At 43.6% G+C, this 19,437-nt stretch carries 18 protein-coding genes and 1 other annotated feature; of the genes, 5 read left to right on the forward strand and 13 right to left on the reverse strand.

The features are described 5' to 3' along the window. Positions 1-13: 13 nt before the first annotated feature. The 3 genes from NYE56_RS14750 to sppA all read right to left on the reverse strand — a co-directional run bounded on the left by NYE56_RS14750 (position 14) and on the right by sppA (position 2,283). Positions 14-694: a DUF2953 domain-containing protein gene (locus tag NYE56_RS14750; protein ID WP_029726407.1), complete on the reverse strand. Its 681-nt coding sequence runs from the start codon at positions 692-694 to the stop codon at positions 14-16. Positions 695-768: 74 nt separating this feature from the next. Continuing rightward, positions 769-1,263, reverse strand: coding sequence for an RDD family protein (locus NYE56_RS14755; protein WP_014477652.1), 495 nt, complete (start codon positions 1,261-1,263; stop codon positions 769-771). Between the two features lie 12 nt (positions 1,264-1,275). Further along, the gene (sppA, locus tag NYE56_RS14760; RefSeq protein ID WP_341284026.1) at positions 1,276-2,283 is read right to left on the reverse strand and encodes a signal peptide peptidase SppA; all 1,008 of its coding nucleotides are present in this window, start codon (positions 2,281-2,283) and stop codon (positions 1,276-1,278) included. 185 nt (positions 2,284-2,468) lie between these two features. Between sppA and NYE56_RS14765 the strand changes: the two genes are divergently transcribed. Beyond that, on the forward strand, positions 2,469-3,272 hold the full coding sequence (locus NYE56_RS14765; RefSeq protein WP_046160737.1) for an NAD kinase: 804 nt from the start codon (positions 2,469-2,471) through the stop codon (positions 3,270-3,272). A 31-nt stretch (positions 3,273-3,303) separates the two neighbouring features. Here the strand turns inward: NYE56_RS14765 and NYE56_RS14770 are convergent, their stop codons facing one another. The 5 genes from NYE56_RS14770 to NYE56_RS14790 all read right to left on the reverse strand — a co-directional run bounded on the left by NYE56_RS14770 (position 3,304) and on the right by NYE56_RS14790 (position 9,338). Continuing rightward, positions 3,304-4,893, reverse strand: coding sequence for an amidohydrolase (locus NYE56_RS14770; RefSeq protein WP_341284027.1), 1,590 nt, complete (start codon positions 4,891-4,893; stop codon positions 3,304-3,306). 19 nt (positions 4,894-4,912) lie between these two features. Continuing rightward, positions 4,913-6,502 (reverse strand): acyl-CoA synthetase MbcS, encoded by a 1,590-nt coding sequence (mbcS, locus tag NYE56_RS14775; RefSeq protein WP_128474195.1) that lies wholly within the window; start codon positions 6,500-6,502, stop codon positions 4,913-4,915. A 178-nt stretch (positions 6,503-6,680) separates the two neighbouring features. Continuing rightward, positions 6,681-6,890: an alpha type acid-soluble spore protein SspA gene (gene sspA, locus NYE56_RS14780; protein ID WP_003223491.1), complete on the reverse strand. Its 210-nt coding sequence runs from the start codon at positions 6,888-6,890 to the stop codon at positions 6,681-6,683. 93 nt (positions 6,891-6,983) lie between these two features. Beyond that, entirely contained in the window at positions 6,984-8,189 is a 1,206-nt protein-coding gene (gene thiI / locus NYE56_RS14785; protein ID WP_341284028.1) for a tRNA uracil 4-sulfurtransferase ThiI, read from the reverse strand. 3 nt (positions 8,190-8,192) lie between these two features. Continuing rightward, positions 8,193-9,338 carry a cysteine desulfurase family protein gene (locus tag NYE56_RS14790; RefSeq protein ID WP_080529666.1) on the reverse strand — a complete coding sequence of 382 codons (1,146 nt, stop codon included), beginning with the start codon at positions 9,336-9,338 and terminating at the stop codon, positions 8,193-8,195. 194 nt (positions 9,339-9,532) lie between these two features. Here NYE56_RS14790 and brnQ point away from each other — a divergent pair, with 194 nt between their 5' ends. Next, a complete protein-coding gene (gene brnQ / locus NYE56_RS14795) occupies positions 9,533-10,870 on the forward strand; it encodes a branched-chain amino acid transport system II carrier protein (protein ID WP_017695726.1) in 1,338 nt (445 codons plus the stop codon). A 94-nt stretch (positions 10,871-10,964) separates the two neighbouring features. On the opposite strand, the gene ezrA is transcribed toward brnQ, so the two are convergent. Continuing rightward, positions 10,965-12,653, reverse strand: a complete 1,689-nt coding sequence (gene ezrA / locus NYE56_RS14800; protein WP_341284029.1) for a septation ring formation regulator EzrA — start codon at positions 12,651-12,653, stop codon at positions 10,965-10,967. 196 nt (positions 12,654-12,849) lie between these two features. On the opposite strand from ezrA, the gene hisJ reads away from it, so the two are divergent. Beyond that, positions 12,850-13,656 carry a histidinol-phosphatase HisJ gene (gene hisJ, locus NYE56_RS14805; protein WP_335451091.1) on the forward strand — a complete coding sequence of 269 codons (807 nt, stop codon included), beginning with the start codon at positions 12,850-12,852 and terminating at the stop codon, positions 13,654-13,656. On the opposite strand, the gene refZ is transcribed toward hisJ, so the two are convergent. Next, a complete protein-coding gene (refZ, locus tag NYE56_RS14810) occupies positions 13,653-14,276 on the reverse strand; it encodes a transcriptional regulator RefZ (protein ID WP_015384381.1) in 624 nt (207 codons plus the stop codon). The genes hisJ and refZ overlap by 4 nt on opposite strands. 126 nt (positions 14,277-14,402) lie before the next feature. Here refZ and NYE56_RS14815 point away from each other — a divergent pair, with 126 nt between their 5' ends. Next, positions 14,403-14,894, forward strand: coding sequence for a GAF domain-containing protein (locus tag NYE56_RS14815; protein WP_014477664.1), 492 nt, complete (start codon positions 14,403-14,405; stop codon positions 14,892-14,894). 37 nt (positions 14,895-14,931) lie between these two features. On the opposite strand, the gene NYE56_RS14820 is transcribed toward NYE56_RS14815, so the two are convergent. After that, positions 14,932-16,671: a diguanylate cyclase domain-containing protein gene (locus tag NYE56_RS14820; protein WP_341284030.1), complete on the reverse strand. Its 1,740-nt coding sequence runs from the start codon at positions 16,669-16,671 to the stop codon at positions 14,932-14,934. A 294-nt stretch (positions 16,672-16,965) separates the two neighbouring features. Between NYE56_RS14820 and rpsD the strand changes: the two genes are divergently transcribed. Further along, complete coding sequence (gene rpsD, locus NYE56_RS14825) at positions 16,966-17,568, forward strand: 30S ribosomal protein S4 (RefSeq protein ID WP_003229304.1); 603 nt, start codon at positions 16,966-16,968, stop codon at positions 17,566-17,568. Positions 17,569-17,589: 21 nt separating this feature from the next. On the opposite strand, the gene sr7p is transcribed toward rpsD, so the two are convergent. Then, positions 17,590-17,718 (reverse strand): small protein SR7P, encoded by a 129-nt coding sequence (sr7p, locus tag NYE56_RS14830; protein ID WP_064911653.1) that lies wholly within the window; start codon positions 17,716-17,718, stop codon positions 17,590-17,592. Between the two features lie 129 nt (positions 17,719-17,847). Further along, entirely contained in the window at positions 17,848-19,116 is a 1,269-nt protein-coding gene (gene tyrS / locus NYE56_RS14835) for a tyrosine--tRNA ligase (protein WP_014480566.1), read from the reverse strand. A gap of 49 nt (positions 19,117-19,165) precedes the next feature. Then, positions 19,166-19,402, reverse strand: a binding site (T-box leader). Between the last annotated feature and the right edge of the window lie 35 nt (positions 19,403-19,437).

Genomic DNA, 19,437 nt, shown 5'->3' on the forward strand with positions numbered 1-19,437 from the left:
ATACGCTTCCTCCTTAAACTGATGAATCATTCTTTGAAGTCATTCTAGCCGACGGATTCTTCTTTAATACGGATAGCTCCCGTCCGTATTTGACGAATTTGAAAGCTGCAAGCATAGCATGTCCAAAGCGAAAAAAGAATATACACTGAAAATGGGTCTTGGAAACAGGGACTTGAAACGACGGGATCACCTCATAGACAGGTTTATTCACAAAGTCCAGGTGGTCGTAGAGCATTGCTGCGATACCGCCCTTCACACCCCATACAGCACCTGTTAACACACCTGTCACTGCCGCGTCCTGAATTCCGATTACTGTAACCCATTCTAGTTTTGTGATATGTAAATGCGCGAGAAAAGACGCGCTGATTTTTCGTAGTCTGGTAACCTGATGCAAAAGCATTTCGATTTTATTAATGCTTTGCTGCACATCGTTTTGTGTAATTTTTTTCTTTCCGCTGCTTTTTTTCATTTTAGATTCAGTTTTTTGTTTGATATCCACTGTTCCGTCTTCTTTGTTCACCTTAATCGCCGGAATTGTTTTTTTGATCCTTATAAGGCCAAACAGCGCCGTAATCTTCAAGGTCAATTTGTCATTATCAGCGGCATGAAGATACTCCAGCGCGACATGGATTTTCATTCTGAGAAGCAGTACGATCCCTATGAGAATAAGAATGGCTATCAGTACATACACCATATTCTTCACTTCCTCTAGGAGCATTATCGCCAATTCCTAAAAAAATAAACCCGGACGGAGGTCCGGGTTATCGGTTATTTGCGGTATAATTTTTCATGCACCACGGTGGTATCCGCGATGTAATCATGAATCCCTTGTTTTGTAGGTGAAAAGGCAACAACGATATATAAAATCCAAATCTTATCAATATACCGTCCAACCACTTCACGAAAAATAACTGTACTCCATGTCAGCTTGCTATCTTGCTTCACAGAAACCACTTTGAGGCCGAACACCATTTTACCAAGCGTCTGCCTGAAGTATTTTGTCATTAGTGCGAAATAGGCAAGATACACAATAAGCGTTGTCACACTGTAGGCCGAGAAGGTAAACATGCCGGATGTTTTCGGCAGATCCAATACGGTAAAGAGGGGAGAAACGAGCAAATGGTTTAATCCCCATATCACGAGCCAATCAAGCAGGAAAGCCCAGAAACGAACCCAAAAGCCAGCATAGGCATGTGTCAGCTGCTCCGCTTCTTGCGGGCCTTTGATGTCATTGCGCTCTAACTCTTCATATGTCGCGTCCATTATTGTTCCCTCCTACTTCGCATAGAGATACATCATTCTCGGCGAACCGGATTGCGATAGAATTTCTCTCATATTCAAAAAATCAATTTCACTTTTAAACATTTTGTTCGCGCCCATAGAAAACAGTGAGCCTAATCCGAAGCTTTCCTCATAAGAAATGACAGAGGCGTTTTTCAAATCCTTGTGATCCTTTTTCATGGCCGTAATGGTATCGTCATAAAAACCAAGCTCATCAACGAGGTTCAGTTTTTTCGCCTGCCGTCCGTCATACACGCGGCCGTCCGCAATTTTCTTTACCTCTGCTTTCGGCATGCTGCGCCCTTTTGAAATGACATCAACAAAGCCTTCATACGAATTATCAACCATCGATTGCATGATGTTTTTTTCTTCTTTCGTCATCTCACGGGAAGGAGACATAATGTCCTTATGGGCCCCGCTCTTAATCGTTTCAAAAGAAATGCCAAGCTTGTCGGCAAGCTTTGAATAATTGACGCTTTCCATAATGACGCCAAGTGACCCGGTCAGGGTTTCCGGTGTCGCAAAAATCTTATCAGCCGCTGTTGAGATGTAATAGCCTCCTGATGCTGCCATCGAACCCATTGACACGTAAATCGGTTTTTTCGTTTCTTTCTTGATTTCTTCCAGTTTCTTATGTATTTCAGCACTTTCATACACTCCGCCGCCCGGAGAATTCACCTTCAGAACGATACCTTTGACCGTCTTGTCATCTTTTGCGCGCTCAAGGTTTTTTAAGAACGTTCTGTGGTTATATCCGTCTGCACCAAGCAGACTGCTTGAGTCCCCATTATCCTGAATGGTGCCGCTGACCTCTAATACGGCAATTTTGCTTGAGAGGCTGCCGTTTTCCAGCGTCTTTTCCTGCGATTCATCCGTCAGTGATGTGAGATCCGTTTGAGCGCCTTTGACGCTTTCAAAGAAACTCATAGAGATGCTGACGATAATAGACACGCCGAAAATCCCCAGAGCAATCACTAATGCAACCCATCTTTTTGCATTCATTTTTTCTCCTCCTTTTTCCTAAACTCTCTCATTATACGATTCAATATGAAAAATGTTTCACTTCATGAGAAAGCTCCGGCTTAACGGGCTGCCGGCAAACGTGGTACACTTATGGCCAAAGGTATTTTATCACAAATACTGGATGGCAGAAAAACTTAAATATGACAGCAAAGGGGAAATGGGATATGACCGATCAACGCCGTAATGTTTACTTTTTTCACAAACAGGATCAGGAAACGAACGAACAAGCCCACTCGTTAACACAATTGGCGGAAGAGCATGGATTTACCGTTGTGAACCAGCACTCAGACGCCAATATTATCGCTAGCATTGGCGGGGACGGCACATTTTTGCAGGCAGTCAGAAAGACGAATTTTCGTGACGACTGCTTGTACGTCGGCATTACCAAAAAGGGGAAAGCTCATTTATATTGCGACTTTCATAGTGATGAGCGAGAAAAAATGGTCGATGCAATGACGTTTGAACAAATTGAAGTGAGAAAATACCCGCTGATTGAAGTGACAGTGGATCAAGCCAGTCCTTTTCACTGCTTAAACGAGGTATCCATCCGCTCAAGCATCATCAAAACCTTTGTGATGGACGTGCTGATTGACGATCTGCACTTTGAAACGTTTAGAGGTGACGGAATGATTATCTCAACGCCTACAGGGAGCACCGCCTATAACAAGTCTGTTGCAGGAGCGGTTGTTGATCCATTGCTTCCATGCATGCAGGTATCAGAGCTTGCATCCCTTAACAATAATACCTACCGGACACTCGGCTCGCCATTTGTCCTCAGCTCTGATCGAAAGCTGACCCTTCGTGTGGTGCAGGACGGCAACGAACACCCAATCATCGGCTTGGACAATGAAGCACTCAGCACGAGAAATGTGAAAACGATCGAAATCAAACTGTCTAATAAGAAAATCAAAACAGTCAAACTAAAGGACAATTCATTTTGGGAAAAAGTGAAGCGTACTTTTTTATAGAAAATAAAAGGACAGGCTGCTGCCTGTCCTTTTATGATTTCTCATATACAATCTGGCCGTTAATCACGGTTTTTTTAATATCTAAAAGATGAAGCTGTGCGGGGTCAATGGCAAACGGATCACCACTGAGAACTGTAAAATCCGCGTCATAGCCTTCCGCAATTTTTCCGCGTGACTTCTCTTTATAAATGATACCGGCGCTACCTTCTGTATAAAGCTTTATCGCTTCATATACAGGTAAACATTCACTTTCATTATAGCTTGGCCCGTTTTGCTCATGACTGCTTTTCCTGAGGACCGCGGACTGGATCCCTAGAAGCGGATCAACAGGCTCAATCGGGGCGTCTGAACCGCCCGCGCATAAAATGCCTTTAGATATGAGTGTTTTCCAGGCAAATGCAGTCTTCATCCGGTCTTTTCCGAGACGGTCAATGACCCACGGAAAGTCGCTTGCAACGAAGTGCGGCTGAAGGTCAAGTGCGATCGGCATGCGTGCTGCTCTCTCGATTAATTCGTTATCAAGCACTTGGGCATGAATAAGCCGATCATGCCGGCCGTTTTGGGGCGGATGCTTTTCTATTGCGTTCAGCACTTTTTCAAAAGCAAGATCACCGATTGCATGAACAGCAACCTCCATCCCTTTTTCTCTCGCTTTGCGAATGAGCCGGCCAAGGGTTTCGTCATCGTGAACCTGAACACCATTTGTTGATGAATCATCCTGATATGGTTCTTTCAATAAAGCCGTTCTCCCGCCAAGCGCCCCGTCCGCAAAGATTTTCATCGCACCGAACTCCACATACGGGCCGGACGGCTTATCCAGCTGCTCCCATCGATCGACCGCTTCATGATGAACGAGCAAATGGCAGCGGAACGGATACTTTCCGCTAGCGGCAGCTTTCTCATAAGCTGTTATCGGCACCGAAACATCACCATAATAGGACAAGTCTTCCGAATGACCGCCCGTCAGGCCTTTTGTCCAGCAATCCTTTATTGCAGCCGTTAATGCCTTATCAACATAGTGCTGGGAGACTGGCGGGACAGCCTTCAGAATCAAATCCTGCGCCTTATCAAAAAGGAGGCCCGTCGGCTCGCCATATGCATCTTTTACGATGACGCCGCCGTCAGGATCAGGAGTATTTCTTGAAATTCCCGCCGCTTGAAGAGCCGCAGAATTAACGGCTATTGCATGCCGGCATACTCGCTTGAGCAAGACGGGCCTGTCTGGAAACAGGCGGTCTAGATCATGCTTATTCAAATAGTCCGGTGTCTCAAACTGATTTTCATTCCAGCCCTCTCCAATGAGCCACTCATCTTTAGGAAGCTGCCGCTCTCTTTCCTTTGCAGCCTGTACAATCGCTTCTTTAGATGTCAGTGCGGACAGATCAAGCTGAAGCTGTTTTTCGCCGTGGCCGATCAAATGTAAATGGCTGTCGACAAACCCGGGAAACATCACTGCTCCGTTCAGGCTGATTTCTTCTGTTTCCGGCGACCCGTACTTTTCCTTCAAACGTTCATAGCTGCCGGTGCCTTTTATGACACCATCCTCAACATAAACTGCCTCAGTCCGATCGCCTTCTTTGAGCATCGTATAAATGAAACCGCCGTGCCATATCGCCTTCATTCACGTTCACTCTCTTTCTTTACGCCTTTTTATTGGCTTTGAGCTGTTCTTCACGTTTTCTTAATTCCACTCGTCTGATTTTTGCAGAAGCCGTTTTCGGCAGGCTTTCCACAAATTCAATTTCTCTAGGATATTTGTATGGAGCGGTAATCGTCTTCACATGGTTTTGCAGCATTTTGACAAGCTCATCACTGCGTTTTTCATGATTTTGCAGGACAACATATGCCTTTACGATGGAGCCTCTGATTTCATCAGGGCTCGCGACAACAGCACATTCTTTTACTTCTGGGTGCTTAACAAGCGCGTCTTCCACCTCGAAAGGCCCGATCGTATAGCCGGAGCTGATAATAATATCGTCATTTCGGCTTTCAAACCAGAAGTAACCTTCCTCATCTTTTCTTGCTCTGTCTCCCGTTAGGAAATAATCGCCGCGAATTTGTGTTTTCATTCTTTCCGGATCTTTAAAATACTCTTTAAAGAGCGCAGGCGTACTAAGGTGAACAGCGATATCGCCAACCTCACCAGATTTGCAGATTTCACCGTCTTCATTTATGATCTCCACCTGATTTCCCGGTGTCGGTTTTCCCATGCTTCCCGGTTTAATAGGCGTATCTTTCAAAACACCAACCAAAAGTGTGCTTTCTGTTTGGCCATATCCGTCCCGTACCTTAATGCCAAAGTGCTTTTGGAAAACATCAATGACTTCACGGTTGAGCGGCTCACCTGCGGAAACAGCACTGTGCAGGGCAGAAAGATCAAAGCGGTCCAGGCCCTCGACCTTCGCCATTAAGCGGTATTCTGTCGGCGTACAGCAGAAAACATTGATTTTGTAGCGATTTAAAAGCTCTAGATATTTTTCTGCTTTGAATCTGCCGTGGTACACAAAACCGGTTGCTCCGCTGCCAAGCACCGCTAAAAACGGACTCCATACCCACTTTTGCCAGCCAGGGGCAGCAGTTGCCCAGACGATATCCTTTTCAGAAATATCAAGCCAAGCGCCGGCAGAAGTTTTTAAATGAGCAAATGCCCATCCATGTGTATGTACAACACCTTTCGGCTGACCTGTTGTCCCGGATGTATAAGATAAGAAAGCCATATCATCTCTTGTTGTGTCAGCTGTTTTAAATTGGCTTCCGTCCGCTTCAATTGATAAGAGGTTTTTCCAGCCGGCATCATTTTCACCAATAGACAGTGTAATCAGTTTGTCAGCCGTACTGACATCCCGGAAAGCGCCAATAAATTCTGAGTAGACGATGGCGCCTTTTACCTCTGCATGTTCAATCCGGTATTCAAGATCTTTCGCGCGAAGCATTTCGGAGCACGGAATGACAACCATTCCTGATTTCAGGATAGCCAAATAAACAGCATAGGCTTCAAGCACCCGCGGTACCATTACTATCAGCTTGTCTCCCTTTTTAAATCCAAGATCAGCTAAGGCCGCTCCGATTTTATTTGTTTCTTCCATCAGCTTTTCATACGACCAAGATTCTTGCTTGCCCGACTCGTCCTCCCAAAGAAGAGCGGTTTTTTGTCCAGCAGCACTGAACTTTTCCATTTCATTCACTAAATTATATTGCACAGGGGCAATTAAATCTTCACGTTTTAACACGAACAACTCCTCACTTTCTCCACCCATTATACATAAATACAGGCTCTTTCCGTAAGGATATGCCTAAAAGCAACCTCTGTAAACATAGATTTTATAGGCCGCTGGTCCTTTTTTATATGTAAAAAATGAAAAAGAGTGGGGATACCCCCACTCCTAAGCCATTATGTGAAATTGTAAATTAGAATTGTCCTCCGCCCATGTTTTGTTGAGCAAAAGATACAAGACGTTTTGTGATCTCTCCTCCAACAGAACCGTTAGCGCGAGAAGTTGTGTCTGCTCCAAGGTTTACACCGAATTCAGAAGCGATTTCTAATTTCATTTGGTCGATCGCTTGAGCAGCTCCTGGTACTAAAAGGTTGTTGCTGTTACCTGAGTTATTGTTAGCCATGTGTCTCACCTCCTTGTGAGTATAGAATGTGTCAAAACACATGGCTTCATTCAGAAAAACTTTGGTAATTGTATACAGGAGCTGAAAATTGATTTAAAAGAGTTCAGCGAATTTATCGTTAGCTTCTTGTTCGCTATACAGGGTCATTGTCTCAATGTTATCTACCGCTTCTTGAATATACGGCTCGAAATCAACAAAGCTTTCAAAGTGTTCAATTTTCTCTTTTTTAGGGCGTGTTTTCGGGCTTGGCGGTGTAAAGATCGTGCAACAGTCTTCAAACGGCTGAATGCTTGTCTCATATGTGCCAATTTCCCGTGATTTTTCGATGATTTCTGTTTTGTCCATGGCGATTAGCGGACGCAAAATCGGTGTTGACGTCACCGCATTAATTGCATACATGCTTTCAAGCGTTTGGCTCGCTACCTGACCGAGGCTTTCTCCCGTAATAATGGCAAGCCCGTTTCTCTTTTCTCTGATTCTGTCGGCTATCTGAAGCATGAGGCGGCGGGTTGCCGTCATTGTGTAATTTTCAGGAATTTGTTTTTGGATGAGCTCTTGCGTTTTTGTAAATGGAACGATATGAAGTGTCATGCTTCCCCCAAAACGGGACAGACATTTCGCCAGATCCATTACCTTTTGCTTTGCGCGCTCACTAGTGTATGGCGGGCTGAAGAAATGAACAGCTTCTACCGACAGTCCCCGTTTCATCGCATAAAAACCGGCCACAGGGCTGTCAAAACCGCCGGAAAGCATCAACATCGCTTTTCCTGCTGAACCAACTGGCAGCCCGCCTGCACCTTTTTCATCACGAATTGTCAAAAATGTTGCTTCTTCCCTGATTTCGATTCTGAGCGGGATATCTGGGTTGCGAACATCGACCGTCAATCCTTCTGTATTTCGCAAAATATGACCGCCGATTTCAGCGTTCATCTGGTTTGTATCTAATTCAAATTGCTTATACGCTCTCTTTGTCGCGACTTTAAACGTATCACCTGGTTTATAATGATCTTTGATAGCCTTTAGTGCGGTTGCCTTAATATCATCAAGGCGGCTGTCACATTTAATTGCCAGGCTGAAGCTTTGAATCCCAAACACTTGCTTTAAATGAGGAAAAAGAGCCTCAGGATCCTCTCCATTTAATGTAATCGTCATACGATCCCTGTTGGAAAAGTATTTTAAATTCGGATAGTCTTTCAAAACGAGTCTGATGTTTTGTTTTAAGCGCTCAATAAAGCTTTTTCTGTTTTTGCCTTTGGTCGAAATTTCCCCAAAACGAATTAATATATGATCGTAATTCATGTTCTACCTCATCATTTTCCTTAATTTTTTGATGCCAGGACGAAGCGCGTTCATAAACGGTTCTGCCACATCGCTTGTCTGGCTGTAATTTAAACTGATTCTGATGCTGCTTCCGGCAATCTGCTCTCCTTTGCCCATCTCTAAGAGAACCTTGCTGGGCTTATGTTCTTTTGCCGAGCAAGCCGATGTTGTGGAGACGAAAATATCCTGTTCCTCAAGCATGTGTAAAAGCACTTCCGCTTTAATCCCCGGTACAGAGAAATTAATAATGTGCGGCGCGCTATTCATTTGAGGCGTGTTGATAACGACGCCCTCAATTTCACTCAGCCTTTTCATAAACAATTCCTTTGCGGCAGTCATCGTGTCAAGCCGTGTGTCAAAATCAGCAGAGGCAAGATTAATGGCCTTGGCAAGCGAAACCGCACCAGCAGTATGTTCTGTTCCGGCCCGTATGCCTTTTTGCTGAGAGCCTCCCGTTATGAGCGGAATAAGGCGTGTTCCTTCTTTTACAATAAGTGCGCCTGTCCCCTTCAGCCCGTGAAATTTATGCCCGGAAATTGAACACAGATCAATGCCGGCCTTTTCAATTGCCAAGGGCACTTTATAGATGCCCTGCACATAATCGACGTGGAACAAAATGTTCGGGTGCTTCTTCAGCACTTCCCCTGCCGCTTCAATCGGCTGCACGGAACCGACTTCATTGTTCACATGCATCATGCTGACAAGCACGGTATCGGGACGGATGGCTGCTTTTAGATCTTCAATAGAAACAAATCCGTCTTCATTCACAGAAAGATAAGTGATATCAAACCCGAACAACTCTTTCAGCTGTTCTAACGATTCCGTAACGGATGGATGTTCAATAGAAGTGGAAATGATATGTTTGCCTGTTTTTATCTTTGACAATGCCGCTCCTTTTAAAGCCGCATTATTGGCTTCTGTGGCGCCTGACGTAAATACAATATCATATTTTTTTAGGCCTAAGGACCTTTTGATTTGATTTTTGGCTGCTTGAAGCAGCTGTTCCGTTTCGGCTCCATATCGGTGCAAAGATGAAGGATTGCCAAAGTATCGGCTGCTTGTCTGTTCATACACGTTCAAGACTTCATCGTAAGGCTTCGTCGTTGAACTATTATCTAAATATATCATCTTTTTTACTCCTTTATGAAAGCGGTACAAGGTATGATATTTATGTTACCATAACAAAATTTAATAGAAAATTACGAAAAACTAGTATTGACTTCTAATTTTTTTACCATATAATAAGATTTGTTCGTTTCGTCATATTATCTGACAATTAATTGACAGAATATTTTAACATAATTATTAGGAGGATTTTTTTCATGAAACACTCACTGCCTGTCAAAGATACCATTATTATTGGTTTCATGCTATTTGCGTTATTCTTTGGAGCAGGAAATATGATTTATCCGCCGGAACTTGGACAAGCAGCCGGACACAACGTCTGGAAGGCCATCGGCGGATTTTTACTGACAGGGGTAGGCCTGCCGCTTCTCGGCATTATCGCCATCGCATTAACCGGTAAGGACGCTAAAGGCCTTGCTGACAAAGCGCACCCTGTTTTCGGCACAATCTTTACTGTCGTGCTTTATTTATCAATCGGACCATTATTCGCCATCCCGAGAACAGGAACTGTTTCATATGAAATTGGCGCTGTTCCGTTTTTGACTGGCGTACCAGAAAGACTTTCTTTATTAATATTTACACTTATCTTTTTCGGCGTTACGTACTATTTAGCGTTAAACCCATCTAAGGTTGTGGATCGAGTCGGAAAAATTCTGACTCCCATCAAATTCACAATTATTTTAATCATTGTTCTCAAAGCCATCTTCACGCCGATGGGCGGATTGGGCGCCGTGACAGAAGCATATAAAGGAACACCGGTTTTTAAAGGATTTTTAGAAGGCTATAAAACAATGGACGCACTTGCTTCAATTGTATTTGGCGTTGTCGTTGTAAATGCTGTAAAAAGCAAAGGCGTTACACAGTCTAAAGCTCTTGCTGCAGCCTGCATTAAAGCAGGTGTGATTGCCGCTTTAGGCCTGACTTTCATTTATGTATCCCTTGCTTATTTAGGTGCAACAAGCACAAATGCCATCGGTCCTGTTGGTGAAGGAGCTAAAATTTTATCTGCGTCTTCCCATTATTTATTCGGTTCATTAGGCAACATCGTACTCGGAGCAGCGATTACAGTCGCATGTTTAACAACAAGCATCGGCCTTGTCACATCTTGCGGCCAATATTTTTCAAAACTTATTCCGGCATTATCATATAAAATTGTCGTTACGATTGTCACGTTATTCAGCTTGATCATTGCGAATTTCGGACTCGCGCAAATTATCGCGTTTTCTGTTCCTATTTTATCAGCTATCTATCCGCTTGCCATTGTCATTATCGTTCTTTCCTTCATCGATAAGATCTTTAAAGAAAGACGCGAAGTGTACATCGCATGCTTGATCGGTACAGGACTTTTCAGTATTTTAGACGGTATCAAAGCAGCCGGTTTTTCACTTGGATCTTTAGATGCGTTTCTAAATGCGAATCTTCCTCTTTACAGCCTCGGCATCGGCTGGGTGCTTCCAGGAATCGTCGGAGCGGTTATCGGCTATGTGCTGACCTTATTCATCGGACCATCCAAACAGCTTAATGAAATAAGTTAATGTCACAGAACGCCTGCGTTATTGCGCAGGCGTTTTGTAATGAAAAAAAGAGCCTGCTCATTACACTGCGGGCTCTTTTCATGGTCGTGATTATCTAAGCGGATATGTCAGCTTTGATTTTTTCAACTGCACCTGGCGCAGCCTTTTCTACAGCGGCAGCTGCAATTTCATAAGAGTCGTCATAATCAAAAGCATAAAAACGTCTTTCCGCTTCTTTCAGCTGTTCAGATAAAATATGATTCTGGCTTCTGAACCGGTTTCCGAACTGAATGATTTTTTCAATGAGGATGACCTGCTCGACAAGTTCCTCTGATTCCCAGCTTGCCCTGTTGACGATTTCTTCTGCTTGCTTCAAATGGGCTCCGGCTTCTTCCATATTTAATGGAAGTTCGTTTAGTTGATTGACTGTTTCTTGAATGTGATGATGCGCGTTCTCCAGCATTTCTTGAATATGGCTCGGGATGCCTGGAATGTTGCTAGTCTTCAGCAGTCTTGCTGTCTCAGAAATTGTTTTTTTCAAATTGCTGAGTGTCTCCCTCGCCTGAAGCTCTTCTTTTCTCAGCGCCTGCAGATTTTCACGATACTCGGCATGCTCTTTTTTCACTTCTTCAATTTGCTTCTCTATTGAAGCAACTTCTTCCACTAAAAGTGAGTAGGCGACATGCTCTGCATCAAGCTTATCTTTAACGGATGATAGCAGCTTCCCAATTTCATCAAGGCGCTTTTCAAAAGCCTGCTGTTTGCCGAGCTCACCGGCTGTCAGCCTGTAGCTTTCCTTCACCAGCTCAGTTTCCGCCTTCGTATGCTCTTTCTCTTCTTTAAGCTTGTCGTAAGCAATAATCAATTCAGGCATTTTGCTTAGTACGGATTGACCGGCTTCAACTTCGCCCTCCAGCTGCTGATAAACAGATTGAATATTTTCGTCAATGAGCTGCAGGATTGCGGACGCTTCGTCAATATCCAGCTCAGTCATCAGGACATGTTCCGCTCGTTTCAGCTGGTTTGACAGATTTTCTAATTCCTTATCAAGCTGGATATGCTCAAGCTTGTACCCTTTTTCTTTCATTTCGCCATAGCCATCCTTGAGCTTTGCAATCTGTCCGGGCACCGTCTGTTTACAGTCAGCTAACAGCTTCGGCACATCATCTATGTATGACTGAAGCCGTTCAAGATTGCGGTCCTGCTCAAGCAGTACTTTTCGTGCAGTAATATAGTTTCCGCCTTCTGTTTCTTCTTCAAATTGTTTGATGCCGCTCCAAATTTCGTCCAGATCCTTTTCAAGGCTGTCATAAAGCTCCCCGTAAAGGTGGCTGTAAGCCAGCAGGTTTTTTCGAGATTTCGAATAGCGCTCCCTCACCTGTTCAATCTCTTCACGGCTCTTTTCCTCACTTGTGACAAGATCGCTGATTTCCCGAAGAATCTTTTCAATGCTCGATTCAGCCGCTGTCAGCAGGTCGTCGATATGAACGAGCACTTGATTGGCCTTTTTAAACCGGTATTTGTCTGCATTTTCCTCGGCATCATAAAGGAGCTCTTCAACTTTCGGCATGTGGGCTGTGACAATCTCGTCCCATTCTTCACGCCACTTCTCAAAGAACTCTTCTGTCTGACCCGTCATTTTTAAATGTTTTATTTTAGACATTTCTTCCACGATCGACCGATTCAGAATTTCAATCTTCCACGATTCCAGCCGGTCGATTTCGGCGTAGATTTTTTTCCTGAAAAAGTAGCCTGCCGCAAACAGCGCAAGCAGTACAATTAATAATCCAATGACAAACTCCATAATGAGCCCCCTTGCTGTTTACCTTAATCTGTCAGGGTGTTTTATTTATTCAGAAAGATTTCAGGATATGTATTGAGAAAAACTGTCGTTTTCATTGTTATTATGATACCATGTAACAAACATTTTTTGACCAGAAATCAAAAACTTTTTGTGCAAAATCGGCAGGATTTGACTATTTTTTCATGGGGTGACATCAATGCAAAAGCGAGACGGACATATTCACACACCATTTTGCCCTCACGGCTCCAATGACACACTCAGACAATATGCAGAAGAAGCCTTAAAAAAAGGGTTCGAATCGATTACTTTTACCGAACACGCCCCATTGCCGCCCTCTTTTACCGATCCCACGCCGCTGAAAGACAGCGCGATGGCGCAAGGTTCTTTGGAACGCTATATTCATGAAATTTCCGGATTAAAAAAAGAATATCGCGGACAGCTTAGCATACGGACAGGGCTTGAAGTCGATTATATCGCTGAATTTGAAGGCGAAATTACATTATTCCTGGACACATACGGGCCATATTTAGATGACAGCATCTTATCCGTTCATTTTTTGCGCACAGACTCTTCCTATCTATGCCTTGATTATGACGAGCATACCTTCAAAGAGCTCATTTCAGCCTGCGGAAGCATTGAAGCTGTATACGAACAATATTACCGGAGTATCTATTCTTCCATTGTAGCATCTCTCGGCGTTTATAAGCCAAAAAGAGTCGGTCACATCACACTCGTCCAAAAATTCATCAAGCTGTTTCCATACAGCATGTCTGAGCATATTCGCGGCCTCGTTTCCCTGTGCCTGAATGCCATTGAAGAAAACGGAATGGAGCTCGACTTCAATACTTCCGGCTTAAGAAAAACTTACGCTGGCGGTATTTATATCGAGGATTGGATGTTGAATGAAGCGAAGCAAAAGAAGATCCCGCTTGTGTTTGGGTCTGATGCCCATCAAGCGGGAGATGTCGGATATGCGTATGAGGCGTTTTTGGAACGGTGCTAATTGGTGAGCGCCACGTCTCCTGTCCGGAAGACGCTTCTGATCCAAATCTTGATTTCTTCAAAATACATTTTATAAAAATACGGCTCGTGCGGCTGCATGTAGAGTACTTCTGAAATATATTGAGGCTGGAGATAGGGCATCATCAAGAGAGATTTTAATTGGAGAATAAAATGAGGCAGCGGCAGCGTTAAATATTCACGCTGTTTTTCTCCTTCCTCAATGATCAGCTGGAAGATATACTTTTCCTTCATTAGATATGTCGACATAATTTCCCTGATTAATGTGGAGTCAATTGTGACTTCCCGGTAGACAAAACGAGTTAATTGACGATGATTATGCTGATAGGATAAAATATCGAAAACCAATTGAAGAAGATGTTCCTGCGTGCTTTGAGAAGAGATATTGCTTGCCGCTGTTTCAAGCGTTTTGCTGTAGCCTTCGTAAAACTCTGAAACTAAGTGTTCCATCAAGCCTCCTTTGCCTTTAAAATAGTAGGAGATGTGCGCAACATTTACATCAGCTGACTTTGCGATTTCACGGACAGACGTGCCAGAAAATCCTTTTTGGTTAAAAAGCATGACAGCAGATTCAATAATTTTGTCTTTGGTGCTTACTTTCATACGGCTCACTCCTTCCTCTTGATACTATTCAAGCAGAAAGCCGCTGTTCCTGTAAGAACTTATCGACAAATGCCGGCAGAAAAGCCGGAACTTTGTTTTATATTATAGAAAAAGTGAGGGTTTTCCATGTTCCATGTCGAAAAACAATCTGGAGATAAAGAAAAAGACTATCAGCTTCTGCTAAAACAGCTCGAAGCCATGACCGAAGACGAAACAGACCAAATAGCAAACTATGCAAATGCCTCAGCACTGCTGTATCATTCGCTGCCTGAAGTCAACTGGGCGGGTTTCTATTTTGCCAAAGAAGAGGATGGACAGCTTGTGTTAGGTCCGTTCCAAGGCCTGCCGGCATGTGTTCGGATTCCTTTCGGCAGAGGGGTTTGCGGCACAGCGTACGCAAACGGAAAAGTGGAACGTGTTGAGGATGTAAACGCGTTTCCCGGACATATCGCCTGCGATGCAGCGTCTCAATCAGAAATTGTGCTTCCGATTCGTGTAGACGGAAAAATTGTCGGCGTCTTGGACATCGACAGCCCAGTGAAAAACCGTTTCGACGAAATTGATGAAAAATACTTAACTCAATTTGCCGAAACGCTAGAAAAAGCGTTAGCGCAGTAATATAAAAGCCCAAAACTGATATCGTTTTGGGCTTTTTTTATTTTATTGAGTCATGAATCATCAAGCGGTTTTTCCCGCTCCGTTTCGCGCTGTAGAGCGCTTCATCTGCCTCATGCACAAGCTCTTTCAGCGACTTTTTTGTTTCTGTCGTCCAGCAGGATATACCGCAGGAAATGGTTACCTCGGGTTTCGTATTTTTTCTGACCGCATAAACCAGTCGCTCGGTAATCCGTTTCCCCACTGCAACCGGCACATTTGGCAAATAAACCGCCAGCTCCTCGCCTCCCCAGCGGGCACCGACATCATGCTTTCGGATGTTGCTTTTAATCACTGAAGCGACTTGAATTAAAATCTCGTCCCCAGTCTGATGGCCGTACGTATCATTTACATTTTTAAAATTATCAATATCAACAAGAATAAAAACACCCTTTTGGTGGATTTTCATGCTGTATTGAATTTTTTCATCTAAATACGCTCGTGAATACAGTTCAGTCAGCTGATCTGTTTTCACGAGATGCTCAAGGCGGTCGCGAAGCATTGAATTGGTTACAGCCAGTGTCGCGTGATGAATCAGCGCCTGAAACAGCTTGTACATTTCAAATGTAAAAGCGTACAGCTCCTGTTTCAATAAAACCGCAAAACCTAGAAGCCGGTCGTTTTGAATCATCGGAGCAGCCATCAGCGAGCCGTACCCCGCCTTCCCAAAAACAGACTGGCCATTCCCGATGAAAACCCCTTTTTCACCTTCATACAGCTTTTCTTTCAGCTCATTATAAAAATCTGACGGCTTCGCTTCTTTAAAAAATGCTGTGCTGCCTGGAAGCAATGTTAGGTTTTCAAAATGGTCTATATGAAAAAATCCCACTTCTTCTGCCTGAAACGATTCTGCCATTCTCACAGCCAGATCATTCATTGTATCAGTCAGTGTCAGCCGCTGATTCAGGCGGCGTGATGTTTCATTAATCAATTCCAAATTTGCGATGCTTGCTTTGGATTGTTCGTAGAGCTGGGCATTTTCAAACGCTTTTCCCGCCGCGTTTGCTAACAGCGACATTTCATCAAGGCAGGCATCAGTAAGAAAGCTGTCACCCGTTCCCTCAGCCTTCAACACCCCGTATGTGCCCTGCTGTCCTTTGATCGGAATATAGGCGGCAGATTCATTTTTCCGCAAAATGTCTCCGGACAAATACACTTTGAGCGCAAAGGAATCGGATTTTTCCCCTTCCATATACAGCTCTTTTGCAGGTATCCCTAAACATTGGTCTTGATCGTGCGATATAAATAAAGAAAACTCAAAAAGAGAAAATGTGCTGGTCAAGCTTTCTAAAAGCTGCTTCAGCACATCTGTCTGATCAAGCAGTGAATGGAACAGCTCTGTCATTTTGTATATCTTTTTTTGGTAGATCGTTTTGTTATAGAGTCTTTCCTGTTTCATCGACTGGTTTAAAAATGAAGCAACCACGTCCGGAAGCCCCTCAGGAATCTCTTCATCCTGCCTGCACGCAAGATGGAAACGCCTGCCGGAGCCGTCCTCAATCAGATAACATGAAGTGTTTATTTTTGAAGCGGAAAAACGCGCTTCACCATCTGCCAGTTTTGTCACAAAGTCTGATGATGACGGTGTAAGCGAAACACAAAGGGTTGAAAAATAGGTTTGAATAGCCGAAGTCAGCCATATGAAAGAGTCGGTGAATGTGACTTTTTCAGATTTGGTTAATAAAAAATCGAGCATATGATAATGAAAGGCGGATAATTGATCTTTAGTTTGTTCTACCATGTTTTTATCACCTAAAAGTTTACCACTAATTTTTGTTTATTATATCATAAACGGTGAAGCAATAATGGAGGAATGGTTGACTTCAAAACAAATAAATTATATAATGACCTTTGTGTGAAATATTGCAGCCTTTTTGTTCAGCTTCTATGTTTTCATTTTGTTCCTTATCAATAAGGTGTATCGTGTAACTCTCTGCTGCTGGAGCGAGGATACATGAAAACAAAATGTGCATGGTCGAATAGAGCAGACGGTTTTTATTTTCCACAAAAATAAAACCAAAGGAGGAGTCACATTATGGCTCGCTATACAGGTCCATCTTGGAAACTGTCCCGCCGTCTAGGAATCTCTCTTAGCGGTACAGGAAAAGAATTAGAAAAACGCCCTTACGCTCCAGGTCCACACGGCCCAGGACAACGTAAAAAATTATCAGAATACGGTTTGCAATTGCAAGAAAAGCAAAAGCTTCGTCACATGTACGGTGTAAACGAACGTCAATTCCGCACTTTGTTTGACAAAGCTGGCAAACTAGCTGGTAAACACGGTGAAAACTTCATGATTCTTTTAGATTCTCGTCTTGATAACGTTGTGTACAAGCTAGGTTTAGCACGTACTCGCCGTCAAGCTCGCCAATTGGTTAACCACGGTCACATTCTTGTAGACGGAAGCCGCGTTGACATCCCGTCTTACCTAGTAAAACCTGGTCAAACAATCGGTGTTCGCGAAAAATCAAGAAACCTTTCTATCATCAAAGAATCTGTTGAAGTGAACAACTTCGTTCCTGAATACCTTACTTTCGACGCTGAAAAGCTTGAAGGTACTTTCACTCGTCTTCCTGAGCGTTCTGAACTTGCTCCGGAAATTAACGAAGCGCTTATCGTTGAGTTCTACTCTCGTTAATCGTTTTAAAAACCCCTGCCGCTATGCGGTCGGGGTTTTTTTATCGTCTGTTTCGTCATTCGCCTCTTGCTGGCCAACACTATCTTGCGCCTGCCGCTCCCAATAATCCCGCTGCAGCCGTTCTTTTGCAATCGTACACATGAGATTCACGCTTTAGCGCTCCTTTCATTTAAAAGGTGTTGATTGGTCGTGTTTGCCCTATCTAATATACTCTTTTCCTTTCATTCCTATGCGGTAAACAAAAAGATCCTTTGCCTTCAGTGGCAAAGGATCTTTTTCTTATTTATACGTCACAAGGAAGTATTTTTTCTTCCCGCGGCGCAGAACAGTAAATTGATTTTCGATACGGTCTTCTGCTGATAGGGTATAATTTATTTCCGTCTGGCGTTCGCCGTTAATGTAAACAGCTCCGTTTTGGATGTCTTCACGCGCTTGGCGTTTAGAAGGAGATAATTTAGATTGCACCAACACATCTACAAGTGAAAGCTCTTGGGTGCTGTCAACTTCCATAGAAGGAACATCTTTAAAGCCTACCTTTACATCTTGAGCGGAAAGCTCTTTAATATTGCCGCTGAACAGCGCTTGGGAGATGTTGATGGCTTGCTCCAGCGCCTCGCGTCCGTGAACAAGTGATGTCACTTCTTCTGCCAGGCGTTTTTGTGCTTCACGTTTTTCTGGCGCCGTTTCTGTTTTTTCAGCGTATGCTTCAATTTCCTCTTTTGAAAGGAATGTAAAGTATTTCAAGTATTTGACAACGTCACGGTCGTCTGTGTTGATCCAGAATTGATAGAATTCATATGGCGATGTTTTTTCTTTATCAAGCCAGATCGCACCGCCTTCCGTTTTTCCGAACTTCGTGCCGTCTGCTTTTGTGACAAGCGGAATCGTTAGGCCGAACGCTTTTGCTCCTTCTTCTTCTGATTTTCTGATCAGTTCAAGACCCGCTGTGATATTGCCCCACTGATCACTTCCGCCGATTTGCAGTTTACAGTTTTTGTCTCTGTAAAGATTTAAGAAATCATAAGATTGAAGAATCATGTAGCTGAATTCCGTGTACGAGATGCCGGATTCAATTCTTGAACTGACCGTATCTTTTGCCAGCATGTAATTGATGCCGAAATTTTTACCAACGTCACGAAGGAAATCGATCACATTCATTTTGCCGATCCAGTCAAAGTTGTTCGCGATGACAGCTGGGTTTTCTGCTGCTTCAAAATCTAGAAATCTGGACAGCTGGTTTTTGATTTTTTGGGACCATTCGGATACGATGTCAGCAGTGTTTAATGTACGCTCTGCTTTTTTTCCGCTTGGATCACCGATGAGGCCCGTCGCGCCGCCCACAAGCGCAATCGGATGATGCCCTGCAAGCTGAAAACGGCGAAGTGTTAAAATAGGCAGCAGGTGTCCGATATGCAAGCTGTCTGCTGTAGGGTCAAAGCCTGAGTACAAGCGGATTTTTTCTTCATTCAGCTGTTTATTTAACCCTTCTTCATCTGTCATTTGCTGAATCAATCCGCGGAAGGATAAGTCTTCAAGTAAGTTAGTCATAAGATAAAGCTCCTTTTTGATTAAAATAAAAAACGCCCCTTCGTTTACACGAAGGGACGATTGATTATCGCGGTACCACCCTACTAATAAGAGAATGCAAACATTCGTCTTATCACTTTGCCTGATAACGGATCAGGTCCGTTCTTTCACTACTGAAAGCCTGGCCGGCTTTGTTTGCAAAAGCGGTTCATGAGTGTATTCGATATATCCGTCTGTGCTGATTTTCACCGGCCATCAGCTCTCTGGAACGTAAGGATATTCTACTTGTCTCAATCTTTACCTTTTCATATGAAGCTATATCATTTTTAACATAAATAAAAT

The sequence above is a fragment of the Bacillus sp. FSL R5-0603 genome, assembly GCF_038050295.1.
Classification (GTDB): Bacteria; Bacillota; Bacilli; order Bacillales; family Bacillaceae; genus Bacillus; species Bacillus subtilis.